The sequence below is a fragment of the Ruegeria sp. AL2 genome (genome assembly GCF_056540845.1).
On the sequence record NZ_JBQFXM010000007.1, the window covers coordinates 18,361 to 36,156 of the forward strand.

Annotated in this window: 17 protein-coding genes, 2 tRNA genes and 1 pseudogene; 9 read left to right on the forward strand and 11 right to left on the reverse strand. The window is 57.2% G+C overall.

Annotated features, from left to right (window positions below; genetic code table 11):
• Positions 1-83 precede the first annotated feature (83 nt).
• Both ACR0ID_RS11030 and ACR0ID_RS11035 read right to left on the reverse strand, forming a co-directional pair.
• Positions 84-1,115 (reverse strand): glycosyltransferase family 4 protein, encoded by a 1,032-nt coding sequence (locus tag ACR0ID_RS11030; RefSeq protein WP_480605363.1) that lies wholly within the window; start codon positions 1,113-1,115, stop codon positions 84-86.
• Between the two features lie 21 nt (positions 1,116-1,136).
• A complete protein-coding gene (locus ACR0ID_RS11035; protein WP_480605366.1) occupies positions 1,137-2,309 on the reverse strand; it encodes an MFS transporter in 1,173 nt (390 codons plus the stop codon).
• A gap of 140 nt (positions 2,310-2,449) precedes the next feature.
• Between ACR0ID_RS11035 and ACR0ID_RS11040 the strand changes: the two genes are divergently transcribed.
• Positions 2,450-3,592: a DUF3095 domain-containing protein gene (locus ACR0ID_RS11040; RefSeq protein WP_480605369.1), complete on the forward strand. Its 1,143-nt coding sequence runs from the start codon at positions 2,450-2,452 to the stop codon at positions 3,590-3,592.
• A 4-nt stretch (positions 3,593-3,596) separates the two neighbouring features.
• Here ACR0ID_RS11040 and ACR0ID_RS11045 read toward each other — a convergent pair whose 3' ends face one another.
• Positions 3,597-4,367 carry an HpcH/HpaI aldolase family protein gene (locus ACR0ID_RS11045; RefSeq protein ID WP_480518138.1) on the reverse strand — a complete coding sequence of 257 codons (771 nt, stop codon included), beginning with the start codon at positions 4,365-4,367 and terminating at the stop codon, positions 3,597-3,599.
• 189 nt (positions 4,368-4,556) lie between these two features.
• On the opposite strand from ACR0ID_RS11045, the gene hpaR reads away from it, so the two are divergent.
• Both hpaR and ACR0ID_RS11055 read left to right on the forward strand, forming a co-directional pair.
• Positions 4,557-4,991 carry a homoprotocatechuate degradation operon regulator HpaR gene (hpaR, locus tag ACR0ID_RS11050; RefSeq protein WP_480605555.1) on the forward strand — a complete coding sequence of 145 codons (435 nt, stop codon included), beginning with the start codon at positions 4,557-4,559 and terminating at the stop codon, positions 4,989-4,991.
• A 602-nt stretch (positions 4,992-5,593) separates the two neighbouring features.
• Positions 5,594-6,292 (forward strand): fumarylacetoacetate hydrolase family protein, encoded by a 699-nt coding sequence (locus ACR0ID_RS11055; protein ID WP_480605372.1) that lies wholly within the window; start codon positions 5,594-5,596, stop codon positions 6,290-6,292.
• A gap of 3 nt (positions 6,293-6,295) precedes the next feature.
• Here the strand turns inward: ACR0ID_RS11055 and ACR0ID_RS11060 are convergent, their stop codons facing one another.
• Positions 6,296-7,507: a winged helix-turn-helix domain-containing protein gene (locus tag ACR0ID_RS11060; RefSeq protein ID WP_480605375.1), complete on the reverse strand. Its 1,212-nt coding sequence runs from the start codon at positions 7,505-7,507 to the stop codon at positions 6,296-6,298.
• The gene (locus tag ACR0ID_RS11065) at positions 7,504-8,529 is read right to left on the reverse strand and encodes a LacI family DNA-binding transcriptional regulator (RefSeq protein ID WP_267366879.1); all 1,026 of its coding nucleotides are present in this window, start codon (positions 8,527-8,529) and stop codon (positions 7,504-7,506) included. Before ACR0ID_RS11065 ends, ACR0ID_RS11060 begins: the two co-directional genes overlap by 4 nt.
• A 115-nt stretch (positions 8,530-8,644) precedes the next feature.
• On the opposite strand from ACR0ID_RS11065, the gene ACR0ID_RS11070 reads away from it, so the two are divergent.
• A tRNA-Arg gene (locus ACR0ID_RS11070) sits at positions 8,645-8,721 on the forward strand.
• A 199-nt stretch (positions 8,722-8,920) separates the two neighbouring features.
• Here the strand turns inward: ACR0ID_RS11070 and arsJ are convergent.
• From arsJ to ACR0ID_RS11085, 3 genes are read right to left on the reverse strand one after another with little or no spacing between them, the layout of a single operon-like run.
• Positions 8,921-10,186: an organoarsenical effux MFS transporter ArsJ gene (gene arsJ / locus ACR0ID_RS11075; RefSeq protein WP_480605377.1), complete on the reverse strand. Its 1,266-nt coding sequence runs from the start codon at positions 10,184-10,186 to the stop codon at positions 8,921-8,923.
• Positions 10,183-11,181, reverse strand: coding sequence for an ArsJ-associated glyceraldehyde-3-phosphate dehydrogenase (locus tag ACR0ID_RS11080; protein WP_480554353.1), 999 nt, complete (start codon positions 11,179-11,181; stop codon positions 10,183-10,185). The genes arsJ and ACR0ID_RS11080 overlap by 4 nt, the downstream gene beginning before the upstream one ends.
• On the reverse strand, positions 11,178-12,011 hold the full coding sequence (locus ACR0ID_RS11085) for an arsenate reductase/protein-tyrosine-phosphatase family protein (RefSeq protein ID WP_480605380.1): 834 nt from the start codon (positions 12,009-12,011) through the stop codon (positions 11,178-11,180). The genes ACR0ID_RS11080 and ACR0ID_RS11085 overlap by 4 nt, the downstream gene beginning before the upstream one ends.
• 238 nt (positions 12,012-12,249) lie before the next feature.
• Here ACR0ID_RS11085 and ACR0ID_RS11090 point away from each other — a divergent pair.
• A tRNA-Thr gene (locus tag ACR0ID_RS11090) sits at positions 12,250-12,325 on the forward strand.
• Positions 12,326-12,753: 428 nt separating this feature from the next.
• Positions 12,754-13,146 (forward strand): annotated as a pseudogene (gene tnpA / locus ACR0ID_RS11095) (IS200/IS605 family transposase).
• A 33-nt stretch (positions 13,147-13,179) separates the two neighbouring features.
• Here tnpA and pncB read toward each other — a convergent pair.
• Positions 13,180-14,472, reverse strand: coding sequence for a nicotinate phosphoribosyltransferase (gene pncB / locus ACR0ID_RS11100; RefSeq protein ID WP_480605383.1), 1,293 nt, complete (start codon positions 14,470-14,472; stop codon positions 13,180-13,182).
• A 164-nt stretch (positions 14,473-14,636) separates the two neighbouring features.
• On the opposite strand from pncB, the gene ACR0ID_RS11105 reads away from it, so the two are divergent.
• Complete coding sequence (locus ACR0ID_RS11105; RefSeq protein WP_480518057.1) at positions 14,637-15,170, forward strand: hypothetical protein; 534 nt, start codon at positions 14,637-14,639, stop codon at positions 15,168-15,170.
• Here the strand turns inward: ACR0ID_RS11105 and pncA are convergent.
• Positions 15,167-15,760 carry a bifunctional nicotinamidase/pyrazinamidase gene (pncA, locus tag ACR0ID_RS11110; RefSeq protein WP_480605386.1) on the reverse strand — a complete coding sequence of 198 codons (594 nt, stop codon included), beginning with the start codon at positions 15,758-15,760 and terminating at the stop codon, positions 15,167-15,169. The two genes, ACR0ID_RS11105 and pncA, sit on opposite strands and share 4 nt — an antisense overlap.
• Positions 15,761-15,857: 97 nt before the next feature.
• Between pncA and trhO the strand changes: the two genes are divergently transcribed.
• Together trhO and ACR0ID_RS11120 are read left to right on the forward strand one after the other, a co-directional pair.
• Positions 15,858-16,763, forward strand: coding sequence for an oxygen-dependent tRNA uridine(34) hydroxylase TrhO (gene trhO, locus ACR0ID_RS11115; RefSeq protein WP_480605388.1), 906 nt, complete (start codon positions 15,858-15,860; stop codon positions 16,761-16,763).
• Positions 16,764-16,828: 65 nt separating this feature from the next.
• Positions 16,829-17,341, forward strand: coding sequence for a potassium channel family protein (locus tag ACR0ID_RS11120; protein WP_209505145.1), 513 nt, complete (start codon positions 16,829-16,831; stop codon positions 17,339-17,341).
• A gap of 3 nt (positions 17,342-17,344) precedes the next feature.
• Here the strand turns inward: ACR0ID_RS11120 and ACR0ID_RS11125 are convergent, their stop codons facing one another.
• Positions 17,345-17,674 carry a hypothetical protein gene (locus tag ACR0ID_RS11125; protein ID WP_480518051.1) on the reverse strand — a complete coding sequence of 110 codons (330 nt, stop codon included), beginning with the start codon at positions 17,672-17,674 and terminating at the stop codon, positions 17,345-17,347.
• Between the last annotated feature and the right edge of the window lie 122 nt (positions 17,675-17,796).

The window sequence follows — 17,796 nt, forward strand, 5'->3', positions numbered from 1 at the left end:
GACGCGCGTTCATAGCCGCGTTGCGGCGAAGAAAAAAGGGCTATCAGCGGTGTTTTCAACGACTGATGCCGAATTCAAGCGGTTCAATCGTTCAAAAGTCGTTCATATAGCGCAACCAGCGTCTTTGCTTCGCCCTGAATGTCAAAATTCTGCTCGACATGGGCGCGGGATGCCTGGCCCGCTTGTGACAGGGAATCATTGCTTTTCAGCATTAGGGCAATCGCCTCGACCAAGGCGGGAACATCATCGGGGGCCACGACCTTGCCAAAGGATGGATCAGTAATGATTTCGGAAAACGCGCCGACATCTGTGGCCACGACCGGAACACCGCAGGCCATTGCTTCGAGAGGGGTCAAACCAAATCCCTCCCACCTTTGTGGCGCAACAAACAGGTCCAGAACCTGATACCATTCAGCAATCTGATCTACGGTCACCTCGGGCTTAAAAAGGATGCGATCAGACAAGCCAGCTTTGGCGACTTTAGTCTTCAGTTCGGCCAGAAATGCGGTGTGTTTCTCGGTTGCCCGGCCCATGACGATGCCTGACACTGTGTCGAACCGCCCGCACACGTCAATCATGGCGTCGACAAAGGCATCCGTGCCTTTTTGGTGTCGAATACGGCCGTAACACCCTAACAGTACCCCATCCGGCAGCCCCAGCCGAGCACGGACGGCGGCCTTGTCTGAAGGCGGAACGAAGTCTTCTAGGTTGATGCCATGCATCACCACCTGCGAGTCTCGCTCAAGATACCCTGCGGTTTTGCGCGAGGTTGCAACGACAGCATCCATCTTGCCGATCAGCCATTTGGTATAGCCTGTGTGCGGCCGTTGGGACGCGCTTGTGAACAGCATTTTGAGTTTCAACCGGAACACATTGCGCAGGATGAGCCCCAGTAACATCTCGGTGTTGCGGCGCGCGTGCCAGACCCGCCTTTTACGACGCGACAGGAAAGGCAGTCGACCAAGCGGGATGTGCGGAGTGTCAGCGGGCAGACCTGGCCCGGTGGCGGCGATGTCGATCCATTGCGCCTGCAGCGGAACCAGCCTTGCTATGGTCGCTGTTACGCCCGACAGTCTGCGTTTCAGATTTGGGGCTATGACAACGGGGTCGTTCAACGGACTCTCCTGATGGCTGCGTCAATCCACACTATCCCGGCTGAATAGATAGATCACGCAACCAATGGCAAGGGTAACCGCAAAAAACCCGAATATTGCTGTGTAGGGCACGGTTGATCCGTCTTGCACGGTGGCTGCGTGAATACGTCCGGTGACGAATTGAGCAATGCCAACGCCGCCGATGCCGAAAAGATTCAGCAATGTCACACCACGCCCCACCAGATGCGGAGGTACGAAGGCCCGGCCATGAGCCATGATGACCGGAAAGCTGGCACCGGTAAAGCCGATCACGGCCATCAGCAGGACGGACAGCCATGTTGCATTATCAATCCACAGGCAGAGCAGGCCCAGCGCAACTGAACCCAAAGCGTTGCCAGCGAAAACCACCCATTTCCGGGTGCCAAAAATACGGTCCAGTGGTCCGTAGACAAAAGTGCCCGCAATCATGGCCGCGCCCATGATCAGCGTTGCAGTGCCGATCTGAGTGGAACTGAGGCCAAAGACGTCATTCAGGTAAGGCCCGGCCCACAGCCCGCGCAGCGCAGCAGAGGGGGCGTAGGCAACCAGCATCAGGGGCAGGATCAGCCACAGGGCAGGCTCCTTCAGCAGATCCAGCAGGGATCCGTTGTGTTCTGTTTCGACCTTCGCCGGGTCGTGAACAGTCAGCCACAGGCCCAATGCGATTGCGGCGGACACTGTGGCCAGCCCGACCATCGTACCGCGCCACCCCATCCATTCCACGGCAAGCGCGGTTGGATAAGAAGCCACCAGATTTCCAACGGACCCTGCGCCCAGCATCACGGCCGCTAATGTAGCAAACCGCGCCGGAGGGTATTCGCGTGCAAAGATATAGTAGGAGGCCATAAGGACCGGAGAGCACCCGACACCGATCAGGCCCATGGCTATGCTGATGTGCAGGGGCGTTGTTGCGGCTGCGAAAACCGCCGCCCCACCTGCCCCGCCCACCAGAAGCAGCGCGGCGGACGTGAGGCGGGGCCCAATCCTGTCCAGCGCCCATCCGACCGGGATCTGCATGACGGCGAACACGATAAACCAAAGACCGGAAGCAAAGGCCAGATCTTCGGGCGCGGCACTAATGTCACGCTCCAGATCCAGGCTGAGAACCGCAAGGAAAGCACGGAAAAACTGGCTGAGCACATAGCCCAGGCATAAAACCACCAAACCTGCCTGCATATTCAGCCCTTTCCTGCTCGTCCGAGGGAAATGCTTGGCACGCCGTGATGCAACGCACAAGCCTGTGTATATTGTTTCAAAGTTAGGACATGGCTCGCCTTACGGCTATCTTTGTCAAAACACTGATTCCGAGGGGGAGCATGAAAGACCTCCAGTCCGCATTTTACGAAAACCTTCCCTTGCAGCGCGATTTTACCCGTCTGGCAGACCCCGCGCAGTTTTCAAAACTGCCCGATGATTGGGTTCTGGGTGTTGCTGATATTGTCGATTCAACGGGCGAAATCGCGCGGGGCCGGTACAAGACTGTCAATACTGTGGGCGCTGCGGTAATTTCGGCCATGATCAACGCAATGGACGGCGCGTTGTTTCCATATGTCTTTGGCGGCGATGGGGCGGGGTTTGCTGTCCCGCCCGGAAAAGCTGAAACCGCCCGGACTACGCTGGCGGATTTGCGGCGCTGGGCAGATGAAGAATTCTCCATGCCTTTGCGGGCAGCGCTGGTGTCGGTGGCTGATATCCGCAAAGCGGGTAAGGATCTGCGCGTTGCGCGCTATGCACCCTCTACCGGAGTGGATTACGCCATGTTTTCCGGCGGTGGTCTGGCCTGGGCCGAGGCCGGGATGAAAGCCGGGAAAAACATGGTCACACCCGCCGGGCCAGGTGCGCAGCCGGATCTGACAGGCCTGTCTTGCAGGTGGTCCAACAGCCCGGCCCGTCACGGTCAGATCGTTTCGCTGGTCGTACAGCCCACACCGTCAGCAACCGAACGGGACTTTGCCGATCTTGCGCAATCCGTCCTGTCCGCGTCTGAAACACTGGATCGCGCAGGCCATCCGGTGTCGGAAAAGGGTCCGCCCTTAGCGTGGCCTCCACCCGGCCTTGACATCGACGCTCATGTGTCGCGCAACGGGCGTCATGTGATTTTGCACAAACTCGTCCTGCTGGTTCAGAACCTGTTGATCGCAGTATTGTTCAAAACTGGCCTGCGGATGGGACGCTTTGAGCCGGACCATTACAGACATATGGTCAGCAGTAATGCCGATTACCGAAAGTTTGATGACGGGCTGAAAATGACGCTCGACTGCGATCCGGACACGTTGCGCCAAATCGAACACCTGCTTGAAGAGGCGCGTCGCCGGGGGAAGATCAGATACGGTTTGCACGCACAGGACGAGGCGATGATGACATGTATCGTCCCCTCGGCCATGCGGGATGACCATGTGCATTTTGTTGATGGAGCCTCGGGCGGCTATGCGCAGGCCGCTGCGGCCATGCGCAGTTGACTGTTTAGGATGGTTTCCATTGCGCGGCCAGCGCACGAGCCGCTTGCGCCAGCAGCATCACATCTATGCCGACCGCCAGAAATTGTGCGCCCATGTCCAGATAGGTCTGACGTGCTTCGTCATTGGTGGCAAGGATGCCCGGCGCTCTGCCTGCGGCCTTGATCCGGGCCAGGGCGTCCGCGATGACCTCGCGCACCTCGGGTGCGGCGCTGTTGCCCTTGTACCCCATGTCGGTTGACAGATCAGCAGGGCCAATGAAAACGCCATCCACACCTTCGACTTGAAGAATATCATCCAACGCGGCCAATCCGGCGCGGGTTTCCACCTGCAACAACAGGCAGATTTCCTGATCTGCGGTCTGGATATAGTCGCTTGTCGACCCATACATCGTGGCGCGCGATGCCGCTGCACCAACACCCCGCACCCCGTCCGGCGGATAACGGCAGGCACGGACCAAGTCCTGCGCCTGAGCGGCGCTTTCGACAATCGGAACCAGTACTGTTTGGGCGCCAGCATCCAGAACCATCTTGATCAGCCAGGTCTCTCCGACAGGAACCCGCACAACGGGATGAGATGCGCTGCTGGCCAAAGCTGTCAGCTGATCCCGGATCGAGCGGATATCATTTGGTGCGTGTTCACCATCGATCACCAGCCAATCGAAACCCGCGGTTCCCATGATCTCGGCGGTGACGGATTCAGCAAAGCTCATCCAGCAGCCAACCTGCAGTTTGCCCTGTATTAGAGCCTGTTTGAATGCGTTTTGTGGGGCTGCCATGCTGAAACCTCATATTTCGACCGCAGGGGGTGAGAAGGACAAGAAGCGGATGTCGATGGCATCTTCAACGGTCGTTTTGAATTGTCCAGCCCGAAATCGGCCCGCATGACGGTGCAAATTCGGGTGCGGGCGCTGCTGCTGCGTGTCGGGTTGCTTGCTTATATCCCGGATTTCGGTGATAATTTTCTTATGACCGACGATCTCCCTCTGACGTCGCGATCTTTGCCCATTGCGCTTTTGCGGGCGCGGGAAAAGGTTATGGGACCCATTCGAGCAATGCTGGCTGACGCTGGCGTCACGGAACAGCAGTGGCGGGTGTTGCGGGTGTTGAACGAAGAAGGCCCACAAGAGCCGACCCACATCGCCGATCGCGCCTGCCTGTTGCTGCCAAGCCTGACGCGCATTCTTCAGAAGTTGGAGAACCGTGGACTGATCACGCGGCGCAGCCATCCGGCTGACCGACGGCGTCAGGTTGTTGGGATCAATACAAAAGGGGTTCAGATCATTCGTGCCAATCTGGCTGCAAGCACGGCCCAGGCGGAACGTATTCGATCTCAGCTTGGACCGGACAAGCATGAGTTACTGCTGGATCTGCTGAACGAGTTGAAGGACCTCGACTCCTGATTATTGGCACTGTATCCGATGTCGTTCGCAGTGACCCCGCCGGAAACTGTAGGGGGAGTCTCCGACGGGGCGGCCAGACCCGGACTGGTCGTTGGTGCCTGGCCCAAGACCGGTTACGTCAAACCTGACGGTCCGGCCTGTGCTTCGGAGTATACGAAAAGCCTGAAATGTGGCTCTGAACAGGGTCTTTTTGGCCCATGGGGGAGGGGCCTAGCACCTATACTCTCCGAAACTGGTTTAGGCAGTTGCCGATCGGTAAATGGGTCAGCGTATGGTTTGTCGACGTCACTTTGGTGGAATGCTTTACCAAAGCTGCTGTTCTGAATTTTGACGCCGCACCGAAATCGGCACGGGCCTGACTACCTGAGGATTTAGCCCGGCTTTTGACTGAGCCAAGAGTTGTTTCGATCTGTTTGTGTACTGGTGAGACCATAAAAACTGATGAAACCAATTTTTGACACGGCGTCAGTCATTCAGGTCAGAATTGAGCCGTTTCACGCTGAAACACCTCCTCGAGATTGGCGAAATACAGCGTGTTTTCCGGGCTTGCTGGCGGGTTTGGCAGACGTAATATGGAAGTTACGCAACCTTCAGGGATTATTATGCCAAACAGCCTGTTTTCGCTTCCGGACCCGATCACCATCCCCGTTGTCGGCGCGGCGGCCGGATATCCCATCGGACGGATCTTCTGTGTCGGTCGAAATTATGCTGCCCATGCCGCAGAAATGGGGAATGAGGTGGATCGCGAGGCACCTTTCTATTTCACTAAATCCGCCCCGAACGCTGTACTCTCAGGTGCGACGGTTCCTTATCCTGCCGGGACCGAAAATTACCACCATGAGATGGAATTGGCATTGGCCATTGGAAAACCCGTGTTTCGCGCCACCAGTGCGCAGGCGTGGGATGCCATTTTTGCCTATGGCTGCGCCCTGGATATGACGCGCCGTGATCTGCAAATCCGCGAGCGCAACAAGCAGCGGCCCTGGGATCTGGGAAAGGACGTCGAAAACGGAGCGGTCTTTGCGCCGTTGACACCAGCTGCCGACTGGACCCCGGAGGATGACAAGCGCATTCGGCTAAGCGTAAACGGAGAGTTGCGCCAGAACGCGACCCTGGAGGAGCTGATCTGGAAGATCGACGAGATTGTCATGCACCTGTCCGGCTTTTACCACCTGCGCCCCGGTGACCTAATCCTGACCGGTACGCCGGCTGGCGTTGGTCCAGTCGTTGCAGGGGATATTCTGACAGGTGAGATTGATGGGCTGGAACCGATCAAATTGTCCCTGTCCGACGCAGAATAGACCCTATTTAGGGTCTTTCAGCCAGTCCTTGGCGAAAGTCACATGTTCCACACCGGCCAGTCGCCGCACCCGGTCCAGCTCGGCGTTCAGGCGTCGGGTACGAGCATCTGACCAGCGCACACCGCGCTCGAGCCAGAGCGCTTTGACATGCAGCAGGTCACGATCGCGGTGGGCCTTCATATCGATACGGCCAATCATACGGTCGCCCTCGAGCAAAGGAAAAACGTAGTATCCATAGGTTCGTTTGGCCTCGGGGACGAAAACCTCGATGCGGTAGTGAAAGCCGAACAGCCGCTCGGCCCGGCGGCGGTCGCGCAGCATGGGGTCAAACGGGCTGAGCACGCGAATGCGGCCTGGCGGCTGCGGTACTTCGGTCGTCAGATTTGGGCGTGCGAATGCCTTGCGCAAGCGCCCATCGGCACAGGTGACCTCGATTTCTTCAATATCGCCACATTCCAGCGACGCCGCGCACCAGTCTTTTGCCTCAGCCGCGCTGACGGTGTCCCAGAAAGCCGCCAACTCTCCGGATGTTGCAAATCCAAGCCGGTCCAATGCGGCGTTGCACAGCCAATCCACGGTCGCTTCGGCATCACAGGGCGTGTTTCCGGGGCAGAGCTGTGTTTCAATCACGCGCTCTGTCAGATCATAGCGTTTCTGGAACCCATCCCGACCGACGACGGTCAGGGCACCCGAGCGCCACAGATACTCCAACGCGGTTTTCGATGGGTGCCAGTCCCACCACCCGCCCGAGCCCTTCTTTTCATCCTTGCCAACATCCGAGGACGACACCGCCCCATGGTCGCGGATGTGTTGCAGGACTGTGTCAAACTGCTGTTCGAACCCATCCCGCCGCCAGTTCTTCCACCGCGCCTTCAACATATCCGCATCCCGCTGAAAGCGCAGATGCCAATGCTGATAGAATTTCATCGGAATCACCGCCGCATCGTGCGTCCAATGCTCGAAAAGCGCGTTATCCCTTTCATAGAGCCTTTTTAGGTCGGCGCTGCGATAGGCGGGCCTGCGCGAGAACAGGATCATGTCATGGGCACGGGCAACGGTGTTGATGCTATCAAGCTGAACAAATCCAAGCCGGTGGATCAGATCCAGAAGCGCGGAACCTTTGGCCGAGCCTGAGGGTTGTTCACCCAATACGTGCCGGTCCATGAAGATCGCCCGGGCCGTCCAGTTGTCGAGCCTTTTCAGGGATGTGTTCATCGCCGTTTCAGCGTGTCACCATAACTGATCGTGGGGGTCAGAGTAACGCGTGTCTCGATCTCGGTATCAGGATTTTCCAGACGTTCGGCGATGATCTGGGCGGCTTGACGGCCGATTTCCAGACGACAGGCGTCCATCGTCGCGAGTTTTCGGGGCAAGCCTTGCAAAAGCTCGACATTGTTGAACCCGGCCAGGCCGATCTGTCCCGGAATATCAATACCCTGTTCCAGCAGGTACAGCAGGCCACCGGCCCCGATCATATCGTTCGAGTAATACAGGAAATCCAGCTCGGGTGAGCGTTCCAGCATGGCCTGGGTCATCTCGCGCCCTTTGGCCAGGGCCGATCCACCGGAATAGAACTCGCGATCCTCGATCTCGATCCCGTGCTTGCCAAGAACTTCGGTAAAGCCTTCGAACCGCTTTCGTGCGCGGTGATCCAGTGGCATCTTGGTGCCCATGAAACCGATATGCTGATACCCGGCCTTCAGGATTGCCTGTGCCATTTCGCGCCCCGCGCGGCGGTGTGAGATCCCCACCATCGCATCCACCGGCTTGCCATCCGTGTCCATGATCTCGACCACCGGAATACCTGCCGAATCCAGCATAGCGCGCGCGGCCTCGGTATGTTCAAGCCCCGCAATGATCACGCCGGAAGGCCGCCACGAGAGCATCTCGTACAGCACTTTCTCCTCTTTCTCGGGCAGATAATCGGTTACCCCGACCACCGGTTGCAATTCGGTGTCTTCCAACACCTGATTGATGCCTGTCATCACCTCGGGGAAGACCATATTCGAAAGCGAAGGGATGATCACCGCGATCAGATTAACCCGGCTGGACGCCAATGCGCCCGCGATCTTGTTGGGGACATAGCCAAGCTCCTTGGCGGCGGCCAGAACGCGGGTGCGGGTGGCGTCAGACACATCCCCCCGGTTACGCAGAACCCGGCTTACCGTCATCTCGGATACTCCGGAAGCCTCGGACACATCACGAAGGGTAAGCGGGCGTTTGGTTTCACTGTTCACGGGAGGCACCTGCGTTGTTGTTTTGTCCGATGGTAGCGTGAACAGGTCGGCGTGTACAACAATTGTGCAAAGGCGATGACAACCCGGAAAATCCCGGTTACAGAGAGCCTGACAAGGCCCCGTGGCTCAACTGGATAGAGCAGCCCCCTCCTAAGGGGCAGGTTGCAGGTTCGAATCCTGCCGGGGTCACCAATAAAACGTATTGTTTAACAGATACCGGGTTTCCGCGGCCAGTGGTGCCGTCATGATTTGCTAAGCTTTGCGAGGTCATATGCCGAAACATATAAAATTCTCGCTAATCGTTCTTCAATAACCTTGCGCAGCCCCTCTGATCAGAACGCCACCGATCATAGCAAGAGCGATCCAGTCCGTGAGATATCGTTCGAAAAGGTCACGTCAGTGCTTCGGAGGTTTGATCCGTCAGTTTGCCTGAAGTCAACGCAGCAAGGGCCACCATCACGGTCGCGGTCCCGAGGACCAGTGGCAATCCTCCGATCTGGTAGGTCAGGCCTGATAGAACCGTGCCGATCAGCCGTCCTGTTGCATTTGCCATGTAATAAAATCCGACATCCATTGTCACACGTTCGGACCGGGTGAAAGCCAGGATCAGATAGGAATGCAGCGATGAATTCACCGCAAAGATTGCTCCGAAGATCAGCAGCCCAGCCACAAGCGTTGTGGTTAGCCAGGTTTCAGGCCCATGTGACAGCAAAACGGCCAATGTTAGAGTCGCAGGAACGCAGAAAAGGGCACTCGCCCACCTGCGTGCCGCGCGGATCAAATCGCCTTCGGTTCGATCCGCCGCACGAAGGATCTTTGGCGCGTAGGCCTGCACTGCGCCATAGAGGATGACCCACACCGCCATGAATGTTCCGATCATGAAGAACGCGGAACGGTTGCCGTCCTCGGTGCCATCCGACAGGACGGCGTAGAAATAGATCGGGATGCCGACCACGAACCAGACATCGCGCGCACCGAACAGAAAGACCCGCGCCGCGGACAGCCAGTTCACATTGGCGGATTTTGACAATACTTCCGAGAATTTCGCCCCTTTTCGCCCCTTCGGCAGGCCCGCTGGCATGAACAGGATAACTGCGAACAGGATCAGTGCCAGAACCGCCGCCATGACCAGGATTGCCGCCATGAATCCCAACGTGGCCAGCATGGCCGCGCCCAACAGGAAACCCAGCCCTTTGACGGCATTTTTTGATCCGGTCAGCGCAGCGACCCACCGAAACAACCCTCCGCCCTCGGCCGGGGCCAGTAATTTGACTGATGATTTCGACGACATCTTGGCCAGATCCTTGGCCACTCCGCTTGCCCCCTGTACCATCATCACAAAGCTGACCGAGGCGGTAACGGTCCAGTGCGGATCAAGCTGTGTCATGGCAAGCAACGCCACCACCTGCAGCCCCAATCCTGCATAAAGGGTGGACGTCAACCCGAACCGGGCGGCAATCCAGCCTGCGGCCAGGTTGGTGACGATCCCAGCAATCTCATAAAGCACAAACAGATAGGCCAGCTGAACCGGTGAGAATCCCATGGTGTGAAAGTGCAGCAGCACCAACATCCTGAGCGCCCCGTCAGTCAGCATGAAGGCCCAATAAGCCGCCGTGACCGCGACATAAGCCGACAGTCCTTCGGGCCGCTGGGTCACAGCGAGGACCCGACCATCAGCGCCACATCCACCAAGCGGTGCGCATAGCCCATCTCATTGTCGTACCACGCATAGATTTTCACCTGTGTCCCGTTTGTCACCATGGTCGAGGGCGCATCGACAATCGAGGAGCGTTTGTCATTGGTGTAATCGGTAGATACCAGAGGGCGGGTTTCATAACCCAGAATATCCTTCAGGTCACCCTCAGCCGCCGCTTTAAAGAGGGCGTTGACCTCGTCAACCGTGGTGGCCCGCTCAACTTCGAATACGCAATCGGTCAGCGAGGCGTTCAAAAGCGGCACCCTGACGGCGTGACCGTTCAGACGCTCCTTGAGTTCCGGATAGATCAGTGTGATGGCGGTGGCCGAACCGGTGGTCGTCGGGATCAGTGAGTTGAGGGCCGACCGTGCGCGCCGCAAGTCCTTTGCGGGCCGATCAACGATTGTTTGCGTGTTGGTCACGTCATGGATCGTAGTCATCGACCCGTGGCGGATACCCAGATTCTCGTGGATCACCTTGACCACCGGCGCCAGGCAATTCGTTGTGCAAGAGGCCGCTGTCACAATTTTATGGGTCGCGGGGTCATATGTGCTTTCATTCACTCCAACAACGATATTTGCCGTCGGGCCGTCTTTGACCGGGGCAGAGACGACGACTTTCTTTACCCCGGCATCAAAATATGGGGCCAGCTTGGCCTCGGTCTTGAACACGCCCGTACAGTCGATCACGACATCAACGCCATCCAGCGGCAGGGTGTTCAGGTCTTTCGTGCCGATGAACGGCAGGCGGGTTCCATTCACAGTGATGCTGTCGGCATCAAAGCTGAATTCTGCATCCCAACGCCCGTGTACCGTGTCGAACTCCAACAGATGCGCGTGCATCTGGGGGTCGCCGAAGGCATCGTTGATCCAGGCAATCTTTGCGCCCCGTTCCAACAAGGGCTTCAGGGCCAGTTTCCCCATTCGGCCAAGGCCGTTCACAGCGTAAGTCGTCATGGCGCATCCTCAAGTGGCGACCGCGCGATTTCATCAACGGCGGATTGCAGTGCGATCCGGTCCAGGCTTTCAACCGGCAGCGATGTAAAGGCTTGAACCCGACGCTTCAGCGCGCCGTACGCGTTTTGAAAGGCCAGGCTTTTCTCGGTATCGGTGCCTTCTGCCTTGACCGGATCCGCCATGCCCCAGTGACCGCTAATCGGCTGGCCTTCCCACGCGGGGCATTCTTCGTTCGCAGCCTGATTGCAGACCGTAAAGACGAAATCCATTTCAGGTGCGCCCGGCCCCGAGAACTCTGATACATTCTTCGAGCGGAGCGCCGACGTATCGTGCCCCTTGTCTTGCAGGACCCGAATTGCAAACGGGTTGAGTTCGGAAAACGGCCGTATGCCGGCCGAATAGACATTGAACCGATCCCCGCCGATATCCCGCAAAAGGGATTCGGCAAAGATCGACCGGGTAGAATTACCCACGCAAATGAACAACACATTGAACTTTCGGTCAGCCATGGTTTCGCGCCCTTTGGCCAAGGGCATGCAAAGATCGGGTCGGCCACGGCAGCAATCCACGAGCAGGAAATCGAACATGTGCTGCACGTTCTTCATCTCAATCGAATAGAGCAGTGACGTCCCGGATCGTTCCTGCTTGACCAGCCCGGATCGCTGCAACGCGTTGAGATAGTTCGACAAGGTGCTGGACTTGACCCCCAGTTCCGACGCCAGTTCCCCCGCTGGAACAGTGTCAGGATACCGTCGCATCAACATGCGAAATACGGTGATACGTTGTGGGTGGCCAAGGATGGCCAGCTGGTCGGTTATTTCTTCTATCATATTTCATGAAATATGGAATAATAAGTTTAGAGTCAAAACTACTCATGCGTCGTTACAAAAATTTCACAAACTGAAAGCTCGCCCCATCGGATTGATTATTGGCTCACTACGTCGACGACAACCTCTGGTGAAAAGGGGGAAAAGGCCCGAACGGACATAACTGGTCTTGCAGGCTTTAGGCTGACAGTTTAAATGGGCCATCTCATCCGGTAGAGGCCAGTTCCGGATGACTCAAGGTGCCGCTGTAGCTCAGCTGGTAGAGCACGTCATTCGTAATGATGGGGTCGGGGGTTCGAGTCCCTTCAGCGGCACCAGTTTTCCGAAGATTAAAATCCCATGTACAGATAGATACTCGGTTCAGTTCGAGGAAACGCTCCTTGGTCTGAAGTGCGGCCTCAAAGCAGGTAACCGCAAGCGGCAATTTTGCGCTCAAAAACAGGCATTGAAGACTTTGATGGGCGGTTCACGTGTTACGCTTCTCGAAAGCTTGTTGATGGTATCCGCTGAGTGATGATCATCAATGTGAGATTGCGCAGCTGCGAATTATGAACCAACTGTTTGGTATCCACGCATTGGAGTAAACCCTCCGACCTCCAGTCGGACCTGCTTCAGCGCGGAGAATCGTGTTATGGCTTCACCCTCTGGAAAATGAGCCGCAGCCGGTTCGAAGGCTCATTTTCCAGAGGGTAAGGTCATGTAGTATGACACTGGCAAGCACTGTGTTTTCTATCACCGCTACCATATCGTCTGGTCGACCAAGTATCGCTACTAGGTGCTGACCGGTGCGGTGCGCTTGCGGGTGCGCGCCATCATCCGTTGGGTCTGCCACGAGAACGAGGTCGACATCTTGCGCGGGGTGTTGTCGAGCAATCCCGTGAATTTGTTCGTGTCGGTGCCGCCGAAGATTGCCATCTCGGGTCCGGTGCGCAAGATGAAGGGCCGTTCGTCTCACAAGATGCAACGGGAACTTCCCGCGCTGCGCAGCCGCTACTGGGGTCGCCGGTTCTGGGGCAGGAGGCATTTCTCAACCACCAACGGCGCCATCACCGAAGATATCGTGCTGCAATACCTCGAAAACCATATCGCCGATCCTACCGACGCCAGTCGGTGGTCGTTCAGTCCTGACATCATATGAATTGAGGGTAAGTGTTTGGTATTATGCCTTAGCTCAGACAATCACTTTGATCGCTTCCTGTGCGCCCACGCCAAACACCCGTTTGTATCGCTCGATCTGATCCGCAGGGCCCATTGCCTTTTCCGGATTGTCCGACAGCTTTACCGTCGGGCGTCCGTTGGCGGATACGGCTTTGCAGACCAGTGAGAACGGTGCAAGCGCGTCATGAGGGACCAGTCCGCGGAAATCGTTGGTCAGCAAGGTACCCCAGCCGAAGGATACTTTGGTGCGGTCCGCAAACTGTGCATGCAATTCCTGAATACTGCCTACGTCCAACCCGTCCGAGAATATGATCCGTTTTTGGGTCGGGTCCTCTCCGCGCGCTTTCCACCAGTTGATGGCCACCTCGGCGGCGGTAGCCGGGTCGCCGCTGTCGATGCGAATACCGGTCCAGCCAGCCAGCCAGTCGGGCGCGTTGTCCAGAAAGCCTTTGGTGCCGTAGGTATCGGGCAGGATGATGCGCAGATTGCCGTCATGTTCGTCGTGCCAATCGCTGAGAACGTCATAAGGGGCCTGCGCCAGTTCGGCATCGGTGTCGGCCAACGCGGAATAGACCATCGGCAGCTCATGCGCGTTGGTACCGATGGCCTCAACCTCACGCCGCATCGCGATCAGGCAGTTCGATGTCCCAGTAAACGCGGGGCCGAGCCCTTCTATCATCGCCTGCACACACCAGTCCTGCCACAGGAAGGAATGCCGTCGCCGCGTGCCAAAATCCGCGATGCCCAAACCGTTGATCGTACTCAGCTTCTCGATCTTTTCCCACACGCGGGTCATCGCGCGGGCATAAAGCACCTGTAGCGCAAACCGGCGCATGTCGTTCAGCACCGCGCGCGACCGCAATTCCATCAATACCGCCAGCGCCGGAATTTCCCACAACATGACCTCGTGCCATTTGCCTTCGAAGGTCAGTTCGTACTGATCGCCTTTGCATTCAAGGTGGTAAGGCGGCAGGCGCATATTCTCGAACCATTCCATGAAATCGGAACGGAACATCTGGCGCTTTCCATAGAACATGTTGCCCCGCAGCCAGGTGCTTTCCCCCCGGCTGAGATTAAGCGAGCGGATATGATCCAGCTGTTCCCGCAACTCGCCTTCATCAATCAAACGGGCCAAAGGCACGTGATTCGACCGGTTGATCAGGGAAAACACCACGTTTGTTTGGGGCTTGTTTCGAAACACTGACTGGCACATCAGCAGTTTGTAGAAGTCTGTGTCGATTAAAGACCGGACAATCGGGTCAATCTTCCATTTATGATTGTAGACACGGGTCGCGATGTCGACCATGGGGAACTCCTGCGATTTCCGTAGTTAGATCAATCGATTTCGGGAATGGCAAGAGTCGCTGATTTGGTGACAATGCCAGCATGACGTCACATTACGGGCTTATTGTGCAGTGTCTTCGCCGGTTAGTGAGAAAAGGGGATGGTAAGACGAAACTGAGTTTGTGAATGGGTCTCGAGTACGATTTTGACATTGTTAATGTAGCACTGAACGATTTCGACCCCGAAAAGCTGGGGTCAGCCTCTGATGTGGAACGCCAGGTGTGTGCGGTGTTTCGCGACATCAGAACAGCCGATGCGCTACGGGGAACATCGCCGAAAATCCGCAAGATTTTCCTGGATGCGGGGTTCAGCCTCGAGTCGCGGAACAGCGGCATCGTGCCCGGTGTGTTTCCGGCCGAAGATCAGGTGGACCGGGTCAGGATTCTGCGTTCTCTGTTTGAGAACATAAAATCGCGCGGCGTTCAGGGGGAGTATTGCGGCGAGTTCAACCTGTGGGACTTTCTGCATTACATACGGATGGCACAGCCCATGGCCGGGATCGTGCGTACGCGTCAGGTGCGCAAACCGCCGCCACCGCCACAGCAGCCCGTTTCGGCACGTCGGCGTTCTATTTCGGGGCGTATCGGGCTGGCGTTCGGGCTGGCCGTTATTCTGTTTGTGACGATCAAGCTGCTGGCAGCTGCCGGGGCGACACCTTAGGCCAGCGTAACACCGGCATCGCGCATGGCCTGTTTTGCGGCAGCCAGCGATCCGTCCATGTCAATCGCGCGGCAGGCATCCATCCGGACTGTGATATCAAATCCCAACCGGGCAGCGTCTACAGCCGAATAGTGAACGCAGAAATCGGTCGCCAATCCAACCAGCGTCAAACGGGTGATGCCTCGGGTTTCAAGATAGCCTTTCAGGCCTGTTGGCGTCTGATGGTCGTTTTCGAAAAACGCCGAGTAGCTGTCGATGCCACTGCGAAACCCCTTGCGCAGGATCAAATCGCCATCGGTGCGCAACTCGGGGTGAAACGCGGCACCTTTTGAGCCCTGAACGCAATGGTTCGGCCACAGCACCTGCGGGCCATAGGGCATGTCGATCAACTCCAACGGGCTTTTGCCATTGTGCGTGCTGGCGAACGAAGAATGCCCCGCCGGATGCCAGTCCTGCGTCAGGATCACGGCGTCAAACTCCTCCATCATGGCGTTGATCGGCGCGACGATTTCATCTCCTCCGGCCACTGCCAAGGCACCGCCGGGGCAAAAGTCGTTCTGGACATCAATGACAAGCAGGGCATGGGTCATGGCGGCCTCCGTATAACTGCCTTATCGGTAGGGGGCTGGGCGCGGGGCGTCAATGCAATCCCTTGCGACTCCGGGTTTGCGAGGGTAGATCGCGCATATGTACACGATCGCTGCCCTCTATCACTTTACCCGATTCCCGGACCCTGTCGCGCTGCGCGAACCGTTGCTTGATCTGTGCCGCGCGCAGTCCGTCACGGGAACGCTGTTGCTGGCGCAAGAAGGCATGAATGGCACCATCGCAGGCCCACGCGCCGGGATCGATGCGGTTCTTGCGCATATCCGGGCTCTGCCCGGTTGCTCGGATCTGGAGTGGAAAGAGGCGTCCTCGGACCATCCGCCTTTCGGCAAGATGAAAGTGCGGCTGAAGAAAGAGATTGTGACCATGGGTCAGCCGGATGTCGATCCGCGCGCCCGTGTCGGCAACTATGTCGATCCGCAGGACTGGAACGATCTGATCCGTTCGGACGATGTCGTGGTGATCGACACCCGCAATGACTACGAAGTGGCGATCGGCACGTTTGAAGGCGCAATAGACCCTGAAACAGCCAGTTTCCGCGAATTTCCGGCCTGGTGGGAGGCGAACAAAGATCGCTTTCACAACAAGCGCGTTGCCATGTTCTGCACCGGCGGTATCCGGTGCGAGAAGTCCACCAATTACCTGCTGGGGCAGGGGGTCGAGGATGTCTATCACCTCAAAGGTGGTATCCTGCGCTATCTTGAAGAGATGCCATCCGAAGACAGCTCGTGGCAGGGTGACTGCTTTGTGTTCGACAACCGCGTCTCGGTTGGCCACGGCCTTGTTGAAGGGCCGCACAAGCTGTGCCATGGCTGCCGTCGCCCGATCCTGCCCGAGGATATGAAACGCCCCGAATATGAACATGGCGTGTCCTGTCACCAATGCATCGACGAGACCTCCGAGGCTGACAAGATGCGCTTTCGTGAACGGCAAAAGCAGATAGTGCTTGCGCGAAAGCGGGGCGAGCCGCATTTGCGGCAGGACTGAAAGCGGGTTGCAGGCCCTTGCTTTAGGTCGGATGATCACCGTCAGACTAGGCTGAGAGGGCGTTCATGCACCGCAAACCCACAACTCTGGAAGAATGGAAATCGACCCTGATTGCTGCATTGGGGCTGGTTCTGACAAGTTTTCTTGCCTGGTTCGGGCTATCGCGTCTTAACGAAACCGCTGCGGGTGACATGATCGGAACAATCGCGTCGGTTGGCCTGCTGATCTGGCTGGTGTCGCAATCCTGGTATTACATGACCCAGGTTACATCGCCGCGACGGCTTTTGTTCCTGATGGGTGTGTCATTCATCCAGGTCGTCCCGTTCCTGTTCGCCGCCGTCTACGGAGCTTTTGGGTACAACGATAATTGTGTGGTCGGGGCGCAGGGTCCGGGGGATGTCCTGTATTTCTCATATGTCACCTTCACCACGGTCGGGTATGGCGACATGTCCCCGACCGGCCTGTGCCGCGGGCTTGCCGTGTCCGAGGCTGTGACCGGTTACATTCTGCTGGGAATGTTTGTTGCGGCTGCGGTTGCGCTATATACCCGCAATCATGCGCCAGAAGACCCTAAATAAGGGTTATCTGTTGTGGTCAATCCAGCGGGACATCATTTTCTTGTCTCGAAAACACTCGGACGGGATCGGGCGACGCTTGCTGCGTGAAATCCGTTCAGCGAACGCCACCTGCTTGCCCGTCGGGTAATTGTCGAATTGCGAGGTGCCACATGATTTGTGGGCCGAAATCCAGTCGGACAACAATCGCCTGTCACGTTGAACTTCGACCGGGATCTCAAGCGCTGATTTCTCGGCAATGGCGCGCGCATATCGCATCTGCCGGTCTGTTACCGGAAGCAGGTGGTAGTCATTGTTTGGCCCGTTCAGGGCGGCGTGGCGCATGTGCTGGGTCATCGGTTTGTCCTCTGACTATGTGGAACATATATAGAACATTAACCAAAGAATTTCAAGATTTGTGCGCGGTGGCAGGCGTGACCTTGCCGCTTGGATGATTTTATTGACTGGCCAGTCAATAA